This window comes from Chryseobacterium sp. FG46 (assembly GCF_057809135.1).
This window is the reverse complement of the sequence record NZ_JBMDJJ010000005.1, coordinates 19,422-38,149: the sequence shown is the minus strand read 5'-3', so window position 1 is coordinate 38,149 and position 18,728 is coordinate 19,422. Positions and strand designations below refer to the sequence as shown.

Annotated in this window: 15 protein-coding genes; 9 read left to right on the top strand and 6 right to left on the bottom strand. The window is 36.0% G+C overall.

The annotated features are described in order from the left end of the window. The first annotated feature begins 187 nt into the window (after positions 1-187). Entirely contained in the window at positions 188-1,378 is a 1,191-nt protein-coding gene (gene sucC, locus ACODR7_RS05400) for an ADP-forming succinate--CoA ligase subunit beta (protein WP_045500844.1), read from the top strand. A gap of 400 nt (positions 1,379-1,778) precedes the next feature. Next, a complete protein-coding gene (locus tag ACODR7_RS05395) occupies positions 1,779-3,980 on the top strand; it encodes a reprolysin-like metallopeptidase (protein ID WP_488837876.1) in 2,202 nt (733 codons plus the stop codon). Positions 3,981-4,008: 28 nt separating this feature from the next. Here the strand turns inward: ACODR7_RS05395 and ACODR7_RS05390 are convergent, their stop codons facing one another. Beyond that, entirely contained in the window at positions 4,009-4,893 is an 885-nt protein-coding gene (locus tag ACODR7_RS05390) for a mechanosensitive ion channel family protein (protein ID WP_488837874.1), read from the bottom strand. Positions 4,894-4,987: 94 nt separating this feature from the next. On the opposite strand from ACODR7_RS05390, the gene ACODR7_RS05385 reads away from it, so the two are divergent. Continuing rightward, positions 4,988-5,623 carry a peroxiredoxin gene (locus tag ACODR7_RS05385; protein WP_488837872.1) on the top strand — a complete coding sequence of 212 codons (636 nt, stop codon included), beginning with the start codon at positions 4,988-4,990 and terminating at the stop codon, positions 5,621-5,623. A 97-nt stretch (positions 5,624-5,720) separates the two neighbouring features. Here ACODR7_RS05385 and ACODR7_RS05380 read toward each other — a convergent pair whose 3' ends face one another. The 3 genes from ACODR7_RS05380 to ACODR7_RS05370 all read right to left on the bottom strand — a co-directional run bounded on the left by ACODR7_RS05380 (position 5,721) and on the right by ACODR7_RS05370 (position 9,461). Further along, entirely contained in the window at positions 5,721-6,311 is a 591-nt protein-coding gene (locus ACODR7_RS05380) for an outer membrane beta-barrel protein (protein ID WP_047435061.1), read from the bottom strand. Positions 6,312-6,564: 253 nt separating this feature from the next. Further along, positions 6,565-7,080, bottom strand: a complete 516-nt coding sequence (locus tag ACODR7_RS05375; RefSeq protein WP_076595806.1) for a hypothetical protein — start codon at positions 7,078-7,080, stop codon at positions 6,565-6,567. Positions 7,081-7,175: 95 nt separating this feature from the next. Further along, on the bottom strand, positions 7,176-9,461 hold the full coding sequence (locus tag ACODR7_RS05370; RefSeq protein WP_488837869.1) for a TonB-dependent siderophore receptor: 2,286 nt from the start codon (positions 9,459-9,461) through the stop codon (positions 7,176-7,178). A gap of 182 nt (positions 9,462-9,643) precedes the next feature. Here ACODR7_RS05370 and ACODR7_RS05365 point away from each other — a divergent pair, with 182 nt between their 5' ends. Next, positions 9,644-10,699: a Gfo/Idh/MocA family oxidoreductase gene (locus ACODR7_RS05365; protein WP_488837868.1), complete on the top strand. Its 1,056-nt coding sequence runs from the start codon at positions 9,644-9,646 to the stop codon at positions 10,697-10,699. Between the two features lie 143 nt (positions 10,700-10,842). Here ACODR7_RS05365 and ACODR7_RS05360 read toward each other — a convergent pair whose 3' ends face one another. Beyond that, the gene (locus tag ACODR7_RS05360) at positions 10,843-12,735 is read right to left on the bottom strand and encodes an ABC-F family ATP-binding cassette domain-containing protein (protein ID WP_488837867.1); all 1,893 of its coding nucleotides are present in this window, start codon (positions 12,733-12,735) and stop codon (positions 10,843-10,845) included. 219 nt (positions 12,736-12,954) lie between these two features. Here ACODR7_RS05360 and ACODR7_RS05355 point away from each other — a divergent pair, with 219 nt between their 5' ends. Together ACODR7_RS05355 and ACODR7_RS05350 are read left to right on the top strand one after the other, a co-directional pair. Continuing rightward, positions 12,955-13,467 carry a 5' nucleotidase, NT5C type gene (locus ACODR7_RS05355; protein WP_488837865.1) on the top strand — a complete coding sequence of 171 codons (513 nt, stop codon included), beginning with the start codon at positions 12,955-12,957 and terminating at the stop codon, positions 13,465-13,467. A 141-nt stretch (positions 13,468-13,608) separates the two neighbouring features. Continuing rightward, the gene (locus tag ACODR7_RS05350) at positions 13,609-14,466 is read left to right on the top strand and encodes a carboxypeptidase-like regulatory domain-containing protein (protein ID WP_488837863.1); all 858 of its coding nucleotides are present in this window, start codon (positions 13,609-13,611) and stop codon (positions 14,464-14,466) included. Positions 14,467-14,525: 59 nt separating this feature from the next. On the opposite strand, the gene ACODR7_RS05345 is transcribed toward ACODR7_RS05350, so the two are convergent. Next, a complete protein-coding gene (locus tag ACODR7_RS05345) occupies positions 14,526-15,389 on the bottom strand; it encodes a glycoside hydrolase family 25 protein (RefSeq protein ID WP_488837862.1) in 864 nt (287 codons plus the stop codon). A 66-nt stretch (positions 15,390-15,455) separates the two neighbouring features. Here ACODR7_RS05345 and ACODR7_RS05340 point away from each other — a divergent pair, with 66 nt between their 5' ends. The 3 genes from ACODR7_RS05340 to ACODR7_RS05330 all read left to right on the top strand — a co-directional run bounded on the left by ACODR7_RS05340 (position 15,456) and on the right by ACODR7_RS05330 (position 18,704). Continuing rightward, on the top strand, positions 15,456-16,718 hold the full coding sequence (locus tag ACODR7_RS05340) for an NAD(P)/FAD-dependent oxidoreductase (protein ID WP_488837860.1): 1,263 nt from the start codon (positions 15,456-15,458) through the stop codon (positions 16,716-16,718). Further along, the gene (gene trmD / locus ACODR7_RS05335; protein ID WP_076595813.1) at positions 16,715-17,386 is read left to right on the top strand and encodes a tRNA (guanosine(37)-N1)-methyltransferase TrmD; all 672 of its coding nucleotides are present in this window, start codon (positions 16,715-16,717) and stop codon (positions 17,384-17,386) included. Before ACODR7_RS05340 ends, trmD begins: the two co-directional genes overlap by 4 nt. Before the next feature lie 382 nt (positions 17,387-17,768). Then, positions 17,769-18,704, top strand: a complete 936-nt coding sequence (locus ACODR7_RS05330) for an endonuclease/exonuclease/phosphatase family protein (RefSeq protein ID WP_488837858.1) — start codon at positions 17,769-17,771, stop codon at positions 18,702-18,704. Positions 18,705-18,728: the final 24 nt, after the last annotated feature.

Here is an 18,728-nt window from a genome sequence, read left to right as displayed (position 1 = left end):
AGACGGTTAATACGAACATTCAATCTCTTCAATCTGAGAAATTAGCGGAAGAATAGGGGGAAATAGATAGATATGTTAAAAATCAAGTCAGTCAGACTTTAATTTTTAAGTCAATAAACTTGAACTTCCGTGTCTTTTTAGTAAATTTGTCAACCTTTAAATATTAAAATAAAATAATAAAAATAATATGAATCTTCACGAGTATCAATCAAAAGAGATTTTATCAAAGTATGGAGTAGCTATCCAACGTGGTTTCGTAGCAAACAACGTAGATGAAGCTGTAGCAGCTGCTGAAAAATTGACTGCTGAAACCGGAGCACAGGCTTGGGTTGTAAAAGCACAGATTCACGCGGGTGGTCGTGGTAAAGGTGGGGGTGTTAAGTTTTCTCCAAATATGGATAAACTTAAAGAAAACGCTCAGAATATCATCGGAATGCAGTTGGTAACTCCACAAACTTCTGCTGAAGGTAAAAAAGTACACTCTGTTTTGATTGCAGAAGATGTTTATTATCCTGGAGAATCTGAAACTAAAGAATTTTATGTTTCTATTCTTTTAGACAGAGCTGAAGGGAAGAATACAATCGTATATTCTACTGAAGGAGGTATGGATATTGAGCACGTTGCAGAAGTAACTCCTCATTTGATCCACAATGAATTGATCGATCCGGCTATCGGTCTTCAGGGATTCCAGGCTAGAAAAATTGCTTTCAACCTAGGTCTTGAAGGAAATGCATTCAAAGAATTTGTGAAATTTATTTCATCTCTTTACAATGCTTATACAGGAATTGATGCTTCTCTTTTCGAAATCAACCCGGTATTAAAAACTTCTGATAACAAGATTATCGCTGTAGATGCTAAAGTAACTTTAGATGACAACTCATTGTTCCGTCACAAAGACTTAGCTGAGCTTAGAGATACAAGAGAAGAAGATCCAATGGATGTAGAAGCTGGTGAAGCGGGTCTTAACTTCGTAAAACTAGACGGTAACGTTGCTTGTATGGTAAACGGAGCAGGTCTTGCAATGGCAACTATGGATATCATCAAATTATCAGGTGGTAACCCTGCAAACTTCCTTGATGTGGGCGGTACTGCAGATGCTCAGAGAGTACAGACTGCTTTCGGAATTATCTTAAGAGATCCAAACGTAAAAGCGATCCTGATTAACATCTTCGGAGGTATTGTAAGATGTGACAGAGTTGCTCAGGGTGTTGTGGATGCTTACAAAGCTATGGGTAGCCTTCCGGTTCCATTGATCGTAAGATTACAGGGAACTAACGCTGTAGAAGCTAAAAAATTAATTGACGAGTCTGGTCTTCCGGTACACTCTGCAATTACTTTAGAAGAAGCTGCCAATAAAGTAAAAGAAGTTTTAGCTTAATCTAAAATTTTTAAATAAAATTAGAAACCGTTCCATTTTTTGGAGCGGTTTTTTTGTGGCTATTTGTTTTTTTAAAATGATAACTTTTTGAAAATAAAATGTAAAAAAGTGGAGCTGAATACCGTTTTGCGGATAAAATTGAAGATTTTGGAGAATCTATAATCCATTTTAAATTCATAAAAATGTGATGCTATTATAAAATTAGAAATATAATTTGTTAATTATGCTGTATAATTAAATTAATTTATCAATAAAGATGTTTTTTATTCTTAATTGGTTGTATTTATTTGTGAATGTCGTATTTATAAGGAATTTTAAGCCCTGCAAAGAGCTATTTATTTTGTATTTAAATTCTTTATGCAGACCATAAAAATTGTTTAACACAAATAATTGAAAATCTATGAAAAACAAAACATTTATTTTTTTCAGCATGCTGGCTGCTGTATTATGTTTCGGGCAGCAGAATTACTGGAAAGTAGCCGAAAGAGAGGAAGGAAAAGAACTCGCCCCCAGAAACGTTATGCCTAAAGTCTTTTCTCTATATCATCTGGATCTTGAAAAGATAAAGGAAGATCTGAAAAAAGCTCCCGCACGATTTTCTGAGAATTACAGTTTGGTTCTGAAATTTCCGGATGCTGGCGGAGAGTTTCATGATTATATTGTACAGGAAGCTTCTGTAATGGAGCCTGAACTTCAGGAAAGATTTTCAGACATCCGTTCGTATACAGGTTGGCAGAAAAGTAATCCGCAAAATACGATCAGATTCAGTATCAGTCAGGAAACAGGGATTAGTGTAATGTATTTTAACGGATGGGATGTAAGTTATCTTGATGCTTTTACCAAAGATAATAATTCTTTTATTTGTTATAGGAGAGAAGATCTTCCGGAAAGTTCAATCCCTTTTCAATGCGGTATAGAGGAAGATGCCGATAAGCTTTTGGATACTGACCCGCCTTTGAGCAGTACATTGGCCGGAAGACCTATGGTTTCAGACGGGGTATTCAGAACATATAAACTGGCATTAGCTGCTACTGGAGAATATACCAAATATCACGGAGGTACAATACATGGAGCAATGGCGGCAATGGCTACTACGATGACAAGAGTAAACGGAGTGTATGAAAAGACGATTGCCGTTACAATGGTCATGGTTGCCAATAATCATCTTCTTATTTACAGAAATCCGGCAACTGATCCCTACACCAATGGAGATGAGGATAAGATGCTTAATGAGAATGTAAAGAATATCAATAATGTGATAGGATTTGCACATTATAATATAGGTCATGTTTTTGGAGTCAACAGTGGCGGTGTTGCAGGGCTGCGGGTTATATGTTCCAAATTGAAAGCACAGGGAGTTACAGGATCCAGTACTCCTATTAATGATCCTTTTAATATCGACTATGTGGCTCATGAAATGGGACATCAGTTTGGAGCCAATCATACCTTCAGAGCTAATACCGTAGCTTGTAAAGGAAATGTAAATAACAGAACGGCGTATGAGCCAGGAAGCGGCAGTACCATTATGGGATATGCTGGAATATGTGGGGGAAACAGCATCCAACCGCATAGTGATCCTTACTTTCATGCCGCCAGTGTAAGAGAAATGTATTATTCAATTTCAAGAGATACAGATTGTTCTGTAAAAAGACGAATGACTAACAGGGTTCCAACAGCCAATGCTGGTCTGGATTATTCTATTCCCAAAGGAACTGCATTTGTACTGACAGGGCAGGGAACAGATCCTGACAATGATCCGCTTACCTATTTATGGGAGCAATATGATAGCCGGAACAATACGCAGCCGCCTCTGGCTTCCAATGTTGCAGGCCCTGTATACCGGTCGAGATTGCCAAAAACAGAGAACATGAGATATTTTCCTCATCTGTCAGCCGTTCTATCTAATAATTTAACTCCGATATGGGAAGTTACCCCTCATGTTGCAAGAACATTGAACTTCTCCCTGCTTGTTAATGATAACAGAGCAACTGGAAATCAAACTGCCCGTGATGCCATGGTAGTAACTGTAACGAATGCCGGCCCGTTTAAAGTAACATCACATATGGGAAGTTCATACACTGCAGGTCCTAATACCGTAAAATGGGATGTAGCAGGTACGAATACCGGAGCTGTAAATACAAGTTATGTTACCATTCTTCTTTCTAAAGACGGAGGCTATCACTTTGATACTGTTCTTGCTGACAGTGTTCCTAACAATGGCTCTGCTGTAGTGAACTTCCCCAATGAAAATATAGGTGTCGCAAGAATCATGGTAAAAGCTGTTGGAAATATATATTATGCTGTAAATACAACTAATTTTTCCATAACTAAAAGTGCTTTGCCTGTAAAAAAAGAATTAAAGGCTAGTCGTTTTGCTGTTTATCCTAATCCATCTCATGAGGAAGTGAATATCAGGCTTGATGATGAAGCTGATACGGCTCAGTACAGCCTGATGGACAGCTCAGGGAGGGTATTAAAAACAGGATATCTGAAAGGTTTCGTAAAAATTCAGGTACTTGATATTCCTGCCGGAACCTATCTGATAAGTGTCAATGTTCAGAATGGAAAGAAATATATAGAGAAACTTATTATTAGTAAATAAAATAAAAACCGCTTTTAAAAAGCGGTTTTTATTTGTCAAGATTTTCTGATACGGTATTTTCTCCTGTTGTAATGCTGATGCTTGTAGGGGTCACCAGCTGAATTTTATCTGCATCAAAACGCTCTTTAATGTTCAGATAAGCCTTACTTTTTATCTGAGCCAGGTTAGCTCCTACTTTTATCCAGAACTTTACCTGAAGATTAAATGATCCCTGTTTCAAATCTGTAAAAATTACTTCTACAGTGTCTAACTTATCCACATTATCAAGATTTTTAACCACATCAAGAATTCCTTTCTGTGCTTTGCTGATATCTTCATCAGCAGGAATTTCAAAATTTAAAATAACCCTGCGTTGTGGCGAAGCGGTAATATTGTAAAATGGAGCATTGAAAACAACCTGATTGGGGATGTAGGCTTTCTTTCCGTCATCAGTAAGAATTTTCGTGGTTAAAAAACCAATTTCCTGTACTGTTCCCGAGTGGGCTCCGATGGTAATATAATCTCCTACCTTAAATGCTTTATCGATTCCGATCAGCATTCCCGAGAAAATACTAGAAACAAGATCTTTCAGGGCAACCCCTGCAATAACCCCTGCAACTCCTAAACTTCCGATAAACTTCCAAAGAAAACCGCTGAAACCCATTATTTCAAGAGAAATAAAAGTTCCCATCAGCATGATCAGAAATCTGAATATGCTGATTAAGGTTACTAATGAACTCTCTTTTTGACTTTTCGGGAAAAATTTGTGAAATAATTTTACAGCACCTTTACTTAAATATTTACTGCTGATTAGGAAGAATGTAAACACTAAAATCCCAACAATCAGCTTTGGGGTAAGTTCAGCGAATGTGATGTACCAATTTTCCAATACCTTATAAACAACATCTAGATACCTTAATCCGGTTTTCTCCATGAATAAAATTTTAGTTAAATATATAAATTTTCAACAAAAAATTTGCCAGTTTCAAAAAGTCTACTAATTTTGTGGACTATAAAGAAAGAATATTATGTCAATCAAACTAGGAGATAAAGCACCCAACTTCCAGGCAGAGTCGTCAGTAGGTGATATTAATTTTTATAATTATCTGGGAGATTCCTGGGGGATTTTGTTTTCGCACCCTGCAGATTATACGCCGGTATGTACTACAGAATTGGGGTATACCGCAAAATTGCAGTCTGAGTTTGAAGCCAGAGATACCAAAGTGATTGCTCTGAGTGTAGATGGGGTAGAAGACCATCAGAACTGGGTGAAAGATATTAATGAAACTCAGAATACCACTGTGAAGTTTCCTATTATTGCTGATAAAGACAGAAAAGTTTCGGAACTGTATGATTTTATTCATCCCAATGCATCAGCTACAGCTACGGTACGTTCTCTTTTGATTATTGATCCTTCAAAAAAAGTAAGACTGATTATTACCTATCCGGCCTCTACAGGAAGGAATTTTAACGAAATCCTTAGAGTGCTGGATTCTTTACAGTTGGTGGATAAGTATCGCGTGGCCACACCTGTTAATTGGGAAAATGGGGATGATGTTATTATTCCGCCTACCATTTCTACAGAAGATGCACTAGAAATGTTCCCAAAAGGTGTAACGGAAATAAAACCATATTTGAGATACACGCCCCAGCCTAATCCATGATTTATTTGATTTTTTATAGTTTAGTTTTAATTTGTACGAAAAGCGCCCCGGAAATAAATTCCGGGGCGCTTTCATTTTTTTATAAGTATTTCAGTGATTACTTAACGTCGTTGATGATTTGTTTTGCTTTAGACGTTGGAAGATAAATCTGGAATCCTAAACCAAAAGTAATTTTGTTAGTGTATCCACCGCTTCCAAACCCAGCGTTTGCATCATATTTCACTAAACCTTCCAATCCGATGTTTGGAGTGATGAAGTAAGAATATCCAGGTCCGAATCCGAAGTTAAGACCGTTAGAAGAAGAACCTCCTTTAGAGATTGACATTCCTCCAACACCTACGTTACCTTCGAAGAACCATCTTCCGTGGTGTAGTAAGTTGTTTACTCCTTGCTCTCCTGGGTTAAGATAGTAACGTCCTAATGCTCCTACATTATATGTAAAAGTAGTGGGTGCATCTTTAGCTCCTTTGAAACCTAAATCTACGTATCCCCCAACTGCGATATTATCTTCAATGAAATATGCTCCTTTTGGCTGAATTGCAAAGTTGTATCCTGCTCCTTCATTTAATCCAAAATTTGCCCCTACAAGGTTACCCCCTACCATCCAATTACCTTTTTGAATCTGAGCGTTGGCAGTTGCTGTTAAGCCTGCTACGGCTAATATTCCTGTTAAAATAAGTTTTTTCATAATTTATTATTTTAATAATTAAATGTTATTATTCACGAATTATAGAAAAAACAATAAATGTGCCAGACTCTTAATTTTAGGTAATTTTTCTAAACAAACGTTAAGGTTTTCAGTTAGATATAGTTTATTTTTTTAACTTATTGACTTCATATATTGCCATGATAATGAAAATAAAATGAATGATTTAAGAATAAAATGATAAAATCAGGTGTATATCATTAATTATATAAAATATTTATTTTGCGTCGATTTTTTAAATAAATAAAAGAATCACGGAAATGATAAGTCCGGCAATGGTAAACTTGATTCCTCGTTTGAATGCTTTTGTCTTGGGATTAAACATCCAGAAACTTGATATTACAAAAAAGAAAAGGGAAACTCCAAAGAATACGCTTAAGGGAGATATAGCATCTTTAGATTGTGATTTGTGAAGAGAAACCATTTTATCCAATACGAAAGGCAGTTCCTTTTTAGTGTACTTGGCTTTTCCGGTTGCGCTGTCATAAGTTCCCTGTTTAAAATAAAGAACACTTCCTTCTGTTTTTTCAACTTCCAACCCCTTCATCTTAAGTTCTTTTTTCAGTTCTTTTTCAGAAAGATTGGGCGCTATGTTTTTTTCATATTTCTTTTCGCTTTTCAGAAAATCAGTGTCTCTGTACACCAGAAGAATTCCACTTAACGAATATACAGCCATAATCCCGGCAAGGAAATATCCCAGGTAACGGTGTGTAATTCTCATGAAGCTTCTTGTGTCTTTAATCTTATCCATATCTTATTGTTTTGTTTTTGTTTAAAATTTCAAAAGTGGAAACTGCAAAAAATGCAATCTCCACTTTTAATGAAAGAGTTACTATATAAAGAATTCTAGAGTCTGTATGTTAATGTGAAATAATAATTTCTAGGCGTGATAGGATTCACTGAATAATTCTCGTGAACATTATAGTTTACGACATCAAACAGGTTGCCCACTCTCCCTTGGATTGAGAATTTTTTCCACTCGTAGCCTACTGATACGGAAACAGTTGTGTAATCTTTCAGATCAAACATTCTGCTTACATTATTTCTACTGGTATTGGTAGATTTTGTATCATTCCATCCGGCAATTCTGTCCCCGATGTAATAAATTCCAGCTCCAATTTTTAAACCTTTTACGTAGTTTGTAAATTTATAGAAAACAGAAGCATTTGCTGTTGTAGCTGGTGTTCTTACCAGTCTTTGGTTTTCAATATATCCTTTTTCAGGAGTGTCAGTATAAACGGAATTGTTATAAGAAAAACCTCCAATTATAGATAAGTTTTCTGTGGGATTTCCTGTAATGTCCAGTTCCACACCACGGCTTCTCATATTTCCTGCAAATTCTTTAAGATTGGTGTCTGTGGAATTTACCGGTGCTCCATTGGAAGCAGAAGCAAACCAATACGTTTGATAGTAATTATTGTACATAATCTGGTAAGCCGTTAAGTTAACAGCTAAAGCATTGTTCCAGAAATTCTTTTTAATACCAATTTCGTATTGATCAACAGTGGATGGCTTTATGCTTTGTCTTGATAAAGTGTTTAACTGAAGTTGAACATCTGTAACAGGTTGATTGGTATTTACTGTTCCAAATTGATCTGAAGTATACCCCGCATTTGCTGCAAAAGAATTCGTATAGGTTGCAAACACTGAAAGATTTTCATTAGGAGCATATACCAAGCCTACTTTTGGAGAAAACGCATTGTCAGACGTTGAAGAATTAGCGACTTCAATTTTATCATTTAATGTAAAACGAGTTGTCAGCGTAGGCATATTTTCTATATAAGACCATCTTAGCCCCGCAATTACTTTTAGTTGCTTTGTTATGCTGATAAAATCCTGTGCATAGATCCCGATTCTTCTTGTATTGATTCTGTTTCTTGTGCTAAGGGTAGAATTTGGCATATCAATACTTCCCCATGTTGAAGCGTCATCTAAATACAGGAGATTTTTTGGCGCTGTAATATTATAAGCATAAGCATCTGCCTGGCTGTAATCAGCATCTGCCCCAATTAAAACTTTATGGCTGATTTTTCCTGTATTGAATTCACCATTGATGTTTACTTGTGCTGAAGTATAATTTTGTTCGTTGTAAGTTCTGCCAAAAGGTCTTTTCCATGATAATCTGTTAGGATCTACAGTGGTATCTTTGGTGTCATAGATCCATTGCACTCTTTCAGAAGAAAAATAATCTTTAGTATAGTTTTGATATGAAGCAGTTGCGTTCAGAGACCATTTTTCATTAAATTGATGATTAAAAGTTACATTCGTAGAAGCTTGCTGTACATTTTGATATTGCCAGTCAGTTCCGAAGAAAGTGTTTCTGGAAACGGTATCATTCAATCTGTAGCTTTGGTCTTTTTCCGTAATAGATCCAAGCCCGAAATCGGGTGTAAAATTTGTTTTAAGATAATCTGCCTCAACAATTAACTGAGATTTATCACTTAAATTAAATAAGAATGAAGGGTTGAAATAATATTTTTCTGATTCTACAACATCTCTGAAACTTTCAGCATGCTCATAGGCTCCGTTTATTCTGAATGCAGCATTTTTGGATAATGGACCATAGATATCAACGGTCGGTTTATAAGAATTCCAGCTTCCGCCATTTAAACCTATGCTTCCGCCAAAATTGAACCTGGGTTTTTTTGTAATCATATTGATAACACCCCCTGCTGCTGTATTCCCAAAAAGCATCGCATTGGCTCCCTTTAAAACTTCCACTCTTTCCAGACCACTTACTTCAGGGAAAACACCGCTGTTTACTCTTGAGCCATTCTTAAAAATATTATCATTTCCTAAAATGAAACCACGCCCACCAAAGCTGTCCTGAGAATTTCCTCTGGATGAAGTGATGTACAATCCATTTACATTCTGAAGAACATCACTTAGCTGCTTTGCCTGTTGCTGCTCAATAATTTCGTGGGTAACAATAGCAATGGGCTGAGGGTTTTCCATTATCGTCAGGCTTGATTTTGTCGATAAGGGTCTTGCCTGGTTAGGATTTCCTGTTTTATGAAGGTTGATATCTTCAATAGTCTGAGTTCTGATTGTATCTGCTTCAGCATTTTTCAGCTGTGAACTTGCCGAAGCTGCGATCAATAGAAGGCCTAAAGAAAGTAATTGTCTTTTCATTTTATTTTTATATAGAACAGTTTTAAATAAGGCGCAAATGTAAGTATTTGTTTAGAATAGATAAAAATAATTTTATGATTTAAATCATATTTTTATGAGTCGACGAGATGGATTATTTCTATACCTCCTTTAGACTGGGGAATAGAGAAGTTTTTATGAATATATTTGTTAAAAATTATAATATGCAATTGGTAAAAGCAGGGCTTTGTGCCTTTGGAATGAGTGGGAAAGTATTCCATGCTCCTTTTTTGAAGGAACATCCGGGATTTTTTATGTCTGCTGTGGTGGAAAGAAGTAAGGAGGAATCAAAGGAGAAATATCCCGAATCAACTATCTACCGTTCCGTGGAAGAAATGCTTCAGCATGCTGATGTGGAATTGGTAATCATCAATACTCCGGTTCAGACCCATTATGAGTATGCGAAAAAGGCATTGGAAGCAGGAAAGAATATTATTGTGGAAAAACCCTTTACCGTAAATGTTTCTGAAGCGGAAGAGCTGGTACAATTGGCAGAAGAAAAAGGATTGTTTTTAAGTGTATATCAAAACAGAAGATTCGACAGGGATTTATTACAGGTTCAAAAAATTCTGAATGATAAGAAACTAGGGAATATTAAAGAAGTTGAAATCCGTTTTGACAGATTCCGTACCACTGCCAGTGGAAAACAGCATAAAGAAAGTCCTGATCAGGCAGGATCAGGATCTCTTCACGATCTGGGAGCACATCTTGTAGATCAGGCTGTACAATTTTTTGGATACCCTGAAAAACTTTTTGCAGATGTATTTTCTATGAAAGGAGCTGACTTCGCTAACGATTATTTTGAAATTCTCTTATTCTATAAAGATGATCTGAGAGTAAGATTGAAATCGTCTGTTTTCAGTAAAGAAGGGCATTATGCCTACACAATTCATGGGGACAGAGGAACTTTCTTACAGGAAAGAACCGATAATCAGGAAAATGAGCTGGTGGCTGGTGCTGTTCCTGAATATGGTAAAGAATGGACGCAGCCGCTAAAAGAACCGGACGGAATTTTAAACTTCCTGAATGATGATTCTGAAACAGAAAGAATTCTTACCTCTAGTGAACCCGGAAATTATATGGATTATTACCAGCAGATTTATGAACATATTGTTTTTGGATATGCTTTACCATCTCCCGGAAAAGAAGTTATTCAGAATATGAAAATCATTGATGCTTCTCTTGAAAGTGCAAAAGAAGGAAGAATCATTCAATTATAAATGAGTTATGAATTATGAATGAATTCAAAGTTTAAGGTTCAAGGTTTAAGGTTGATCGTAGTTGTGATTATAAATTTTCAACTCATTTACCCTCAAACCCTCAAACTCTCCAACTCTTTGAATTCATTCATAATTCATCATTATTAAAGAAGTTCCTGAAGTTCCAGCCATCTCATTTCGTGGTTCTCCAGTTTTTCTGAAACCGTTTCCAGCTCAGACGAAAGAGTGGCTATCTTTTCGTAATCAGCTTCATTGTTGAGCTTATCCAGAATTTTAGCACGCTGTTCTTCCAGTTCAGGCATTTCTTTTTCAATGGTTTCCAGTTCTCTTTGTTCTTTAAAAGTGAGCTTTCTTTTAGAATTCGAAGACTGGATATTCTCTGTTGAAGAAATTACTTCTTTTACAGGCTCAGGTTTTACCGCTGCATTTTTTTCTAATGCTTCTTCACGGCTTCTGGCTTCTCTGTATTCTGAGAAATTCCCTACAAAATCCCTGATTTTTCCATTGCCCTCAAAAGCCAGTACATGATCTACAATTCTGTCCATGAAATACCTGTCATGGGAAACGATAATCAAAGATCCCTGAAATTGCTGAAGGAAGTTTTCAAGAACTGTTAACGTTGGAAGGTCAAGATCATTCGTAGGCTCATCAAAAATCAGGAAGTTAGGATTCTGATACAAAATATACATCAGGTGAAGCCTTCTCTTTTCACCACCCGAAAGTTTAGAAATAGGAGAGTACTGAGTCTGATCGTCAAATAAAAACAATCTTAAGAACTGTGACGCAGATAAACTTCTTCCATTCGCTAAAGGATAAAATTCTGCAATCTCCTTGATGAAATCAATTACACGTTCATCTTCTTTATAGGTAAGGCCTTTCTGAGCGAAATAACCGAAAGAAATCGTTTCTCCTGTTTCAATTTCTCCTTTATCCGCTTTTTCAAGCCCTTGAATGATATTGAGAAGAGTAGATTTTCCTGCTCCGTTTTTTCCAATGATTCCCACTTTTTCTCCACGCTGAAACTGGTAGCTGAAATTCTTTAAAAGAACTTTCGGTCCAAAGCTCTTGTCAATATTTTTGAGTTCAAGAATTTTATTTCCCAGACGCTTCATTTCAAAATCCAGTTCCAGTCCGTCTTTTCTGGTATCGGTTTTGGCAACTTTTTCCGTTTCGTAGAAAGCGTCAATTCTGCTTTTTGATTTTGTGGTTCTTGCTTTTGGCTGTCTTCGCATCCATTCCAGCTCCTTTCTGTAAAGGTTGTTGGCTTTGTCAATTGTAGCATTAAGATTCTCCTCACGAATCATCTTGTTCTCCAGATAAGTGGCATACGAACCGTTGTGAACGTAAAGATTCTGATCCTCCATTTCCCAGATAATATCACAAACACTGTCAAGGAAATATCGGTCGTGGGTGACAAGAAGTAAAGTGATTTTTGCTTTGTTCAGATAATTTTCAAGCCATTCTACCATATCCACATCCAGGTGGTTGGTAGGTTCGTCCATGATAAGAAGGGTATGTCTGTGTTCAGCTCTTGTTTCTGTTAAAAGTTTAGCCAATGCTACACGTTTAATCTGCCCTCCGGAAAGAGTTCCCATTTTGGCATCCAGATCAATGATCTTAAGCTGGGAAAGAATCTGTTTCATTTCATTTTCCAGGTCCCAGGCTTTATGTGCTTCCATATCAGCTAATGCTTTCTCAATAAAATCATTATCTGTAGAATGAAGGGATCGATGATAGTTTTTAAGGGCGAGGATAGGCTCAGAATCAAGGGTCATCATGAATTCCTCAATGCTGAGCTTAGGATCATAATCAATTTCCTGGTCAAATAATACCACCTGGATATCTTTGTTAATGATCGCAGTTCCGCTGTCTGCAATTTCTTTACCCATTAATATTTTCAGAAGCGTAGATTTTCCACTTCCGTTTTTGGCAACAATCGCTATTTTATCTCCTTCATTGATGTGGAAAGAAATATTTTTAAACAAAACTTTGATGCCGTAAGATTTGGTAAGATTTTCTGCAGAAACGTAATTCATTGGGAATTAATAGTTTGATTTTAATTTTTAACTAAGCCGCAAAAATACGAAAAATGTAGCCATAAAACTTTCCGGAACGCCTCTTATAAAAATGAATATTTATGATTTTTTAATAGACTGTGTCCCTTGCCTGAAAAAACTAATCAGTAAATTTGATCAACCACAATGAAATACACATTTTAAAATAGTAATAAATAATACAAAAATCTGATTGAAACAATGAAAAAAGTTATTGTCGACATGGACGGGGTAATGGCAGATGTATATCATCAGCTGGTACAATTTGAAAAAAGAGATACCGGAAGAGAAATTGAAATCAGTGATTTGGCGGGCAAGCCTGAAATAGAGTCTTTTCCCAATGGAAAAAAGCACGTGAATGAGGTAGGATTTTTCAGAACCTTACCTGTAATGAAAGGAAGCCGTGAGGCAATGGAATATCTGAACAATAAATATGAACTCTATATCGTATCTGCCGGAATGGAGTTTCCCAACAGCTTAAGAGAAAAATATGACTGGCTGGCAGAGCATTTTCCTTTTATTACATGGGAACAGATTGTTCTTTGTGGAAGTAAAAGAGTAGTGTCCGGAGATGTCATGATTGATGATTATCCTAAAAATCTGGACCATTTTTCAGGACAAAGACTGATTTTTACCCAACCTCATAATGAACTGATAGAAAATGATACCTATGAAAGAGTTCATTCATGGGAAGAGGTTATGAATATCCTATAATTCTGAGTTTAAATTCTTGATAGAGCTATGAAAGAATTCCGGAAATTTTTTAAATAATTTTAACTAAATGGAGAATAAATTTAATAAAATGTTGGGAGGCCGGCATATTGAAATTAGATATGTTTGCATCAAACTTTTAACATGAAAATATATTCTACTTTATTCTTCTTTGTGGCAGCCTCAGCCTTCCATGCGCAGGTTATTTCCGGAACTATTGTTTCTAAAAACGAACATCAGCCTATTCCTTATGTGAAAATCGGGATTGAGAAAAAATCGACAGGCACGATTTCAGATGAAAAAGGAAAATTTTCAATTGATCTTTCCAATACTGAACCGCAGCAGAAAATAAAAATTGAAGTGCCTGGATACAATCTTTATCAGGAAACAATACAGGATTTTAAAAAGTATGACCAGCAAAAAATATTTTTAACGGAGAAAACTAAAAATATTAAAGAGATTACAATTAAGCCTAAAAAGCTGGTAGATAAAAACTGGGGGGTCAATACCAAAACAAAAAGTGTTATTTATTCTGTTAACCCGGAATTTGACAAAAATAGTTTTCTTGGAGAAACAGCTTTAGAATTCAACGCTAAGAAAAGATCAAAGCTTAAAAATATCAATCTGAATATAGCCAGCTATGTTTCTACCGAGCCGGTTTTAATGAGATATAGCATTTACAGTGAAAAAAATGGTTTCCCGGATAAAAATATCCTGGAAGAGGAGATTACCGTAAAGCTCACTGAAGATATGATCAAAGACGGAACGTATACACTGGATGTCAGCGACCGTAATATCTGGTTGCAGGGAAAATTTTTTATCGGCATACAGTTTTTAAAAGATTTTGACGGCAGGATTAAAATCAGCGCTGCTTTGTTCAGAACAGGATTTATAAGGGAGTTTTATGGTGACTGGCAGAAAATGACCATTGCCGCACCAGCCATTAATATTGATGTGAAAATGGATAAAAACGGAAGCAATAATATGAATGAAGATGATTAATACATATGTAGTTTGATCAGCTGGACAATTAATTAACTGTTCCATACATTCCCTTCTTTCTAATCCAGTGTCAGCCTTTTTAACGACCACGAATTACCATTGTAGACATCAAGATCCACTTTTGTATTGATGCCGTGAACAATACCGTTTTCTGTGAACTGCCAGAAATCCCACTCGTCATCGGGAGAAGGTGAGGGAACATCGTTGTAATTGGCAAGCCATAAAGGATAGCCTTCAAACTCGCCTTTCAGAAAATCTTTATAGTAATGGTAGTACGTGTAGATGATAGGTTTTTCACCATAGGCTTCTTCTACAATTTTACACCATACTTTCAGGTCTTCAACCAGTTTTTTGTTGGTTTTACGCTTTGGGATTTTTTCAATATCAAGAATCGGAGGAAGATCTCCGCTTTCAAGTTTCACATTCTCTAAAAAATTATTGGCCTGGATTACAGGATCTTCATCAGCTCTGTAAAAATGATAGGCACCCCGGATAAGCTCATGTTTTTTGGCGCTTTCCCAGAATTCATCAAAATGCTTATCGGCACTCCGGTTTCCCATCGTTGCACGCATCACAACAAATTCCAGCGGAATCGTTTTATTTCCGATGCTGAGGCTATCCCATTTGATATCTTCCCGGTTCTGATAATGCGAAACATCAAAGCCATAGGTTTTGTCAAGGTTGCTGGCTAATATCCTTTGAATTCTTGCAGCCTCTTTTTCACTGTTATGAAGCTTTTTATGCTTAAATTTATTAAAGTACAAGGCATAGTAATAACTGACGGACTGCTTTAAGTAAAGCCCTGTTCCCACTAATGCTACCATTAAAATCGCCAATATGACCCATCTTCGGAAAAAATACTTCTTCCGTCGAGATTTATGGACTTGTTTGGCAGTTTTTTTGGTATACTTTTTTGGTGTCATAAAGTTTTGCAAAACTAACTTTTTTCACTGCCAAATGCTAAAATAAAATCAGTAAATTTGTGTATTATGGAAACACGCGAAAAAATCATCATTATTGGAGGAGGATTTGCGGGGCTGCAGCTTGCAAAAACATTGAATAACAAGAACAAAAAGGTCATTGTTCTCGACCGGATGAACCACCATATGTTTCAGCCGCTTTTTTATCAGGTAGCCTCAGGAAGGATAGAACCTTCCAACATTTCTTTTCCCTTCAGAAAGATTTTTCAGCAATCCAGAAACACACAGTTCCGTATGACAGAGGTGAAGGAAATAGACCCTGCCAACAATAAAGTCATTACCGACGAAGCAGAATTTACTTACGATAAACTCATCATTGCAACGGGCTGTAAAACTAATTTTTTCGGAAACAAAGATCTGGAAGGAAAAGCTTTCGGAATGAAAAATACCCAGGAAGCCATCAGTATCAGAAATCATGTTCTGATGACCTTTGAAAAACTGATTATTGAAAAAAGCCGCAGCGATGACGGAAACTGGAATATTGTGATCGTTGGAAGCGGTCCTACCGGAGTAGAACTGGCTGGAGCTTTTGCTGAAATGAAAAAAGACATTCTTCCAAGAGATTATCCTTACATGAACTTTGATCATCTGAAGATTATTCTGGTAAGTTCCACAGAAAAACCCCTTGCTGTAATGAGCAGCGAGGCACAGAATAAATCTGAGAAATACCTGAAAGATCTAGGAGTTACTTTTTTGAGCGGGGAAGTGGTAACAGATTATGATGGTGACAAAGTGCATCTCAGAAGCGGAAAAGAAATACCATCCAACAATGTGATCTGGGCAGCCGGCGTTACCGGAAATGTAGTAGGAGGTTTTCCGGAAGAAAAATTAGTAAGAAACAGATATATTGTAGATCGATATAATAAAATACAAGGTTACGATAATATTTATGCCATAGGAGATATTGCCTATATGGAAACACCAAAATATCCACAGGGACATCCTCAGGTAGCTAACGTAGCCATTAATCAGGGAAAAAATTTAGGTAAAAATATTTTAAAGAAAAGCCGGGAAGAATGGAAAGAATACGAGTATGATGATAAAGGCTCATTAGCGACTATTGGGAAGCACAGAGCTGTTGTCGATCTGCCGTTTATAAAATTTCAGGGATTTCTGGCATGGTATTTCTGGATGTTTCTCCATTTAATGCTAATTTTGAGCGTTCGAAATAAGCTGGCCATATTCTTCAACTGGATGTGGAGTTATATCAACAAAGATTCTTCTTTAAGATTAATTATTATACCTACTAAGAAAAACGGAACATTACAATGAGAATTGACATAATAAGCGTACTTCCGGAATTGATGGAAAGTCCGTTCAAAACTTCTATTTTGAAAAGAGCGATGGATAAAGGGCTGGTAGAAGTACATTTTCACCATTTGAGAGACTGGGCAATCAATAAGCACAGACAAATTGATGATGAACCTTACGGGGGCGGAGCAGGAATGGTAATGATGGTAGAACCGCTGGATAAATGTATTTCAGAGCTTAAATCTCAACGGAATTATGATGAAGTCATTTATCTGACACCGGATGGCGTTACTTTGAATCAGAAAATTGCCAATTCACTTTCCATCAAAGAAAATCTCATCTTTCTTTGCGGCCACTACAAAGGAATAGATCAAAGAGTAAGAGATCTTCATATTACAAAAGAAATTTCAATCGGAGATTATGTTCTTACCGGGGGAGAACTGGCAGCCTGTGTTTTGGCAGACTCAATTATCAGATTGCTTCCGGGAGTTTTGAATGATGAACAGAGCGCTTTAACAGATAGTTTTCAGGACGATCTTCTTTCACCGCCCATTTATACGAGACCTGAAAGTTATAAAGGTCTGGATGTTCCCAAAATCCTGTTAAGCGGGAACTTCGGAAAAATTGAAGAGTGGCGTCATGATGAAGCTGTAAGAATTACAAAAGAAAAACGTCCCGATTTACTGTAAACGAAAAATTGTCACAATTTAGTTAATTATTACTTAGACATTTAATTCCATTAGTTTTTGTTGAATGGAATAATATTTGTTGTGGATTCAATAATGATGAAAAATATTAATATTTCTAATTTTAAATTGATAATTTATTTCTATTATTCCTGTTTTTGTATATTGTCTCAATTTTAGTTAATACAGTGAACCTCTTGGATAATTGAAAAATTAATTTATTATAGCTGATTTCATTAGTATTTTTTACTATATTTGAATTGTTTTTTTAAGGGAATTGATTTTTCCTTTTAGAAATAAATCAAGGAAATTTGAAAAAAAAGAATAAATTTACATCTTAAAGTAAAAAGAACATAATAAATTAAAAGTATAGAAATTAGTGTAGATGGAGCTATTCTCTTTTTATAATGTTGAAAATTTATTTTTACCCGATCCGAAACCTGTCCACAAATTAGATCCTACCCGGTCAGGATTAAGGAATTGGGATGAAAAGAGATACAGAAATAAGCTCTTCAAGATCTCACATGTATTTCAGTTGATGAAGGAGGATAATGGTGTACTGCCATTTGTAATAGGATTATCTGAAGTTTCCGGAAGGAAAGTTTTGGAAGATCTTGTGGAGATGGAGCCCTTTAATTCGGAATACGGAATTGTACATTACAATTCCATGGACGAAAGAAAAGTGGATGTAGCCATGTTATATGATAAAAATAAAGTAGAGGTAATAGATTCGGAAACCATTACTTTCTTTTTTGAAATAGTAAATAAAAACACAGAAAATTACGACACAACCAGAGACGTACTTTTTTCAAAAATAAAATATAAAGGGGAAATTATTAATGTCTTTATCGCCCATCTTCCCTCTAAGCGCGAAAAAGATATCAATAAACCTAAAAGAACCTTTATATTGAATGAAGTACGGCAACGGATTATAAAAATTGTAAATGCTGATAAAGAGCATGTTATATTGTGTGGTGATTTTAACGAAAACCCGGATGATGAAAATTTAGTACAAATTCTCTATGACAATGACGATGAGAAGGCTTTAATGAACCCTTTTCAGCAATTGTTTTCCACAAGAAATTATTCTACTTTTCATTATAAATCTGGATTGCTGTATGATCAGATCATTATATCAAGATCTTTGCTTGATAATAAGACGCTGGTTTTTCAGGATGCTCATATATTCAATTCTGAAAAAATTAGCAGCAGAACCAGAAATTTTGAAGGACGGCCATTCCGAACTTATGCTGGTACACGGTATTTAGGCGGATATAGCGACCACTTTCCGGTTTTTGTAAAATTTAAAAATTTACAGTAAAAAAACATAAATAATAAAAAAAGT

Coding starts and splice junctions, on each gene's coding strand:
- sucC (WP_045500844.1), top strand. CDS start 188: ATGAATCTTCACGAGTATCAATCAAAAGAGATTTTATCAAAGTATGGA.
- ACODR7_RS05395 (WP_488837876.1), top strand. CDS start 1,779: ATGAAAAACAAAACATTTATTTTTTTCAGCATGCTGGCTGCTGTATTA.
- ACODR7_RS05390 (WP_488837874.1), bottom strand. CDS start 4,893: ATGGAGAAAACCGGATTAAGGTATCTAGATGTTGTTTATAAGGTATTG.
- ACODR7_RS05385 (WP_488837872.1), top strand. CDS start 4,988: ATGTCAATCAAACTAGGAGATAAAGCACCCAACTTCCAGGCAGAGTCG.
- ACODR7_RS05380 (WP_047435061.1), bottom strand. CDS start 6,311: ATGAAAAAACTTATTTTAACAGGAATATTAGCCGTAGCAGGCTTAACA.
- ACODR7_RS05375 (WP_076595806.1), bottom strand. CDS start 7,080: ATGGATAAGATTAAAGACACAAGAAGCTTCATGAGAATTACACACCGT.
- ACODR7_RS05370 (WP_488837869.1), bottom strand. CDS start 9,461: ATGAAAAGACAATTACTTTCTTTAGGCCTTCTATTGATCGCAGCTTCG.
- ACODR7_RS05365 (WP_488837868.1), top strand. CDS start 9,644: ATGCAATTGGTAAAAGCAGGGCTTTGTGCCTTTGGAATGAGTGGGAAA.
- ACODR7_RS05360 (WP_488837867.1), bottom strand. CDS start 12,735: ATGAATTACGTTTCTGCAGAAAATCTTACCAAATCTTACGGCATCAAA.
- ACODR7_RS05355 (WP_488837865.1), top strand. CDS start 12,955: ATGAAAAAAGTTATTGTCGACATGGACGGGGTAATGGCAGATGTATAT.
- ACODR7_RS05350 (WP_488837863.1), top strand. CDS start 13,609: ATGAAAATATATTCTACTTTATTCTTCTTTGTGGCAGCCTCAGCCTTC.
- ACODR7_RS05345 (WP_488837862.1), bottom strand. CDS start 15,389: ATGACACCAAAAAAGTATACCAAAAAAACTGCCAAACAAGTCCATAAA.
- ACODR7_RS05340 (WP_488837860.1), top strand. CDS start 15,456: ATGGAAACACGCGAAAAAATCATCATTATTGGAGGAGGATTTGCGGGG.
- trmD (WP_076595813.1), top strand. CDS start 16,715: ATGAGAATTGACATAATAAGCGTACTTCCGGAATTGATGGAAAGTCCG.
- ACODR7_RS05330 (WP_488837858.1), top strand. CDS start 17,769: ATGGAGCTATTCTCTTTTTATAATGTTGAAAATTTATTTTTACCCGAT.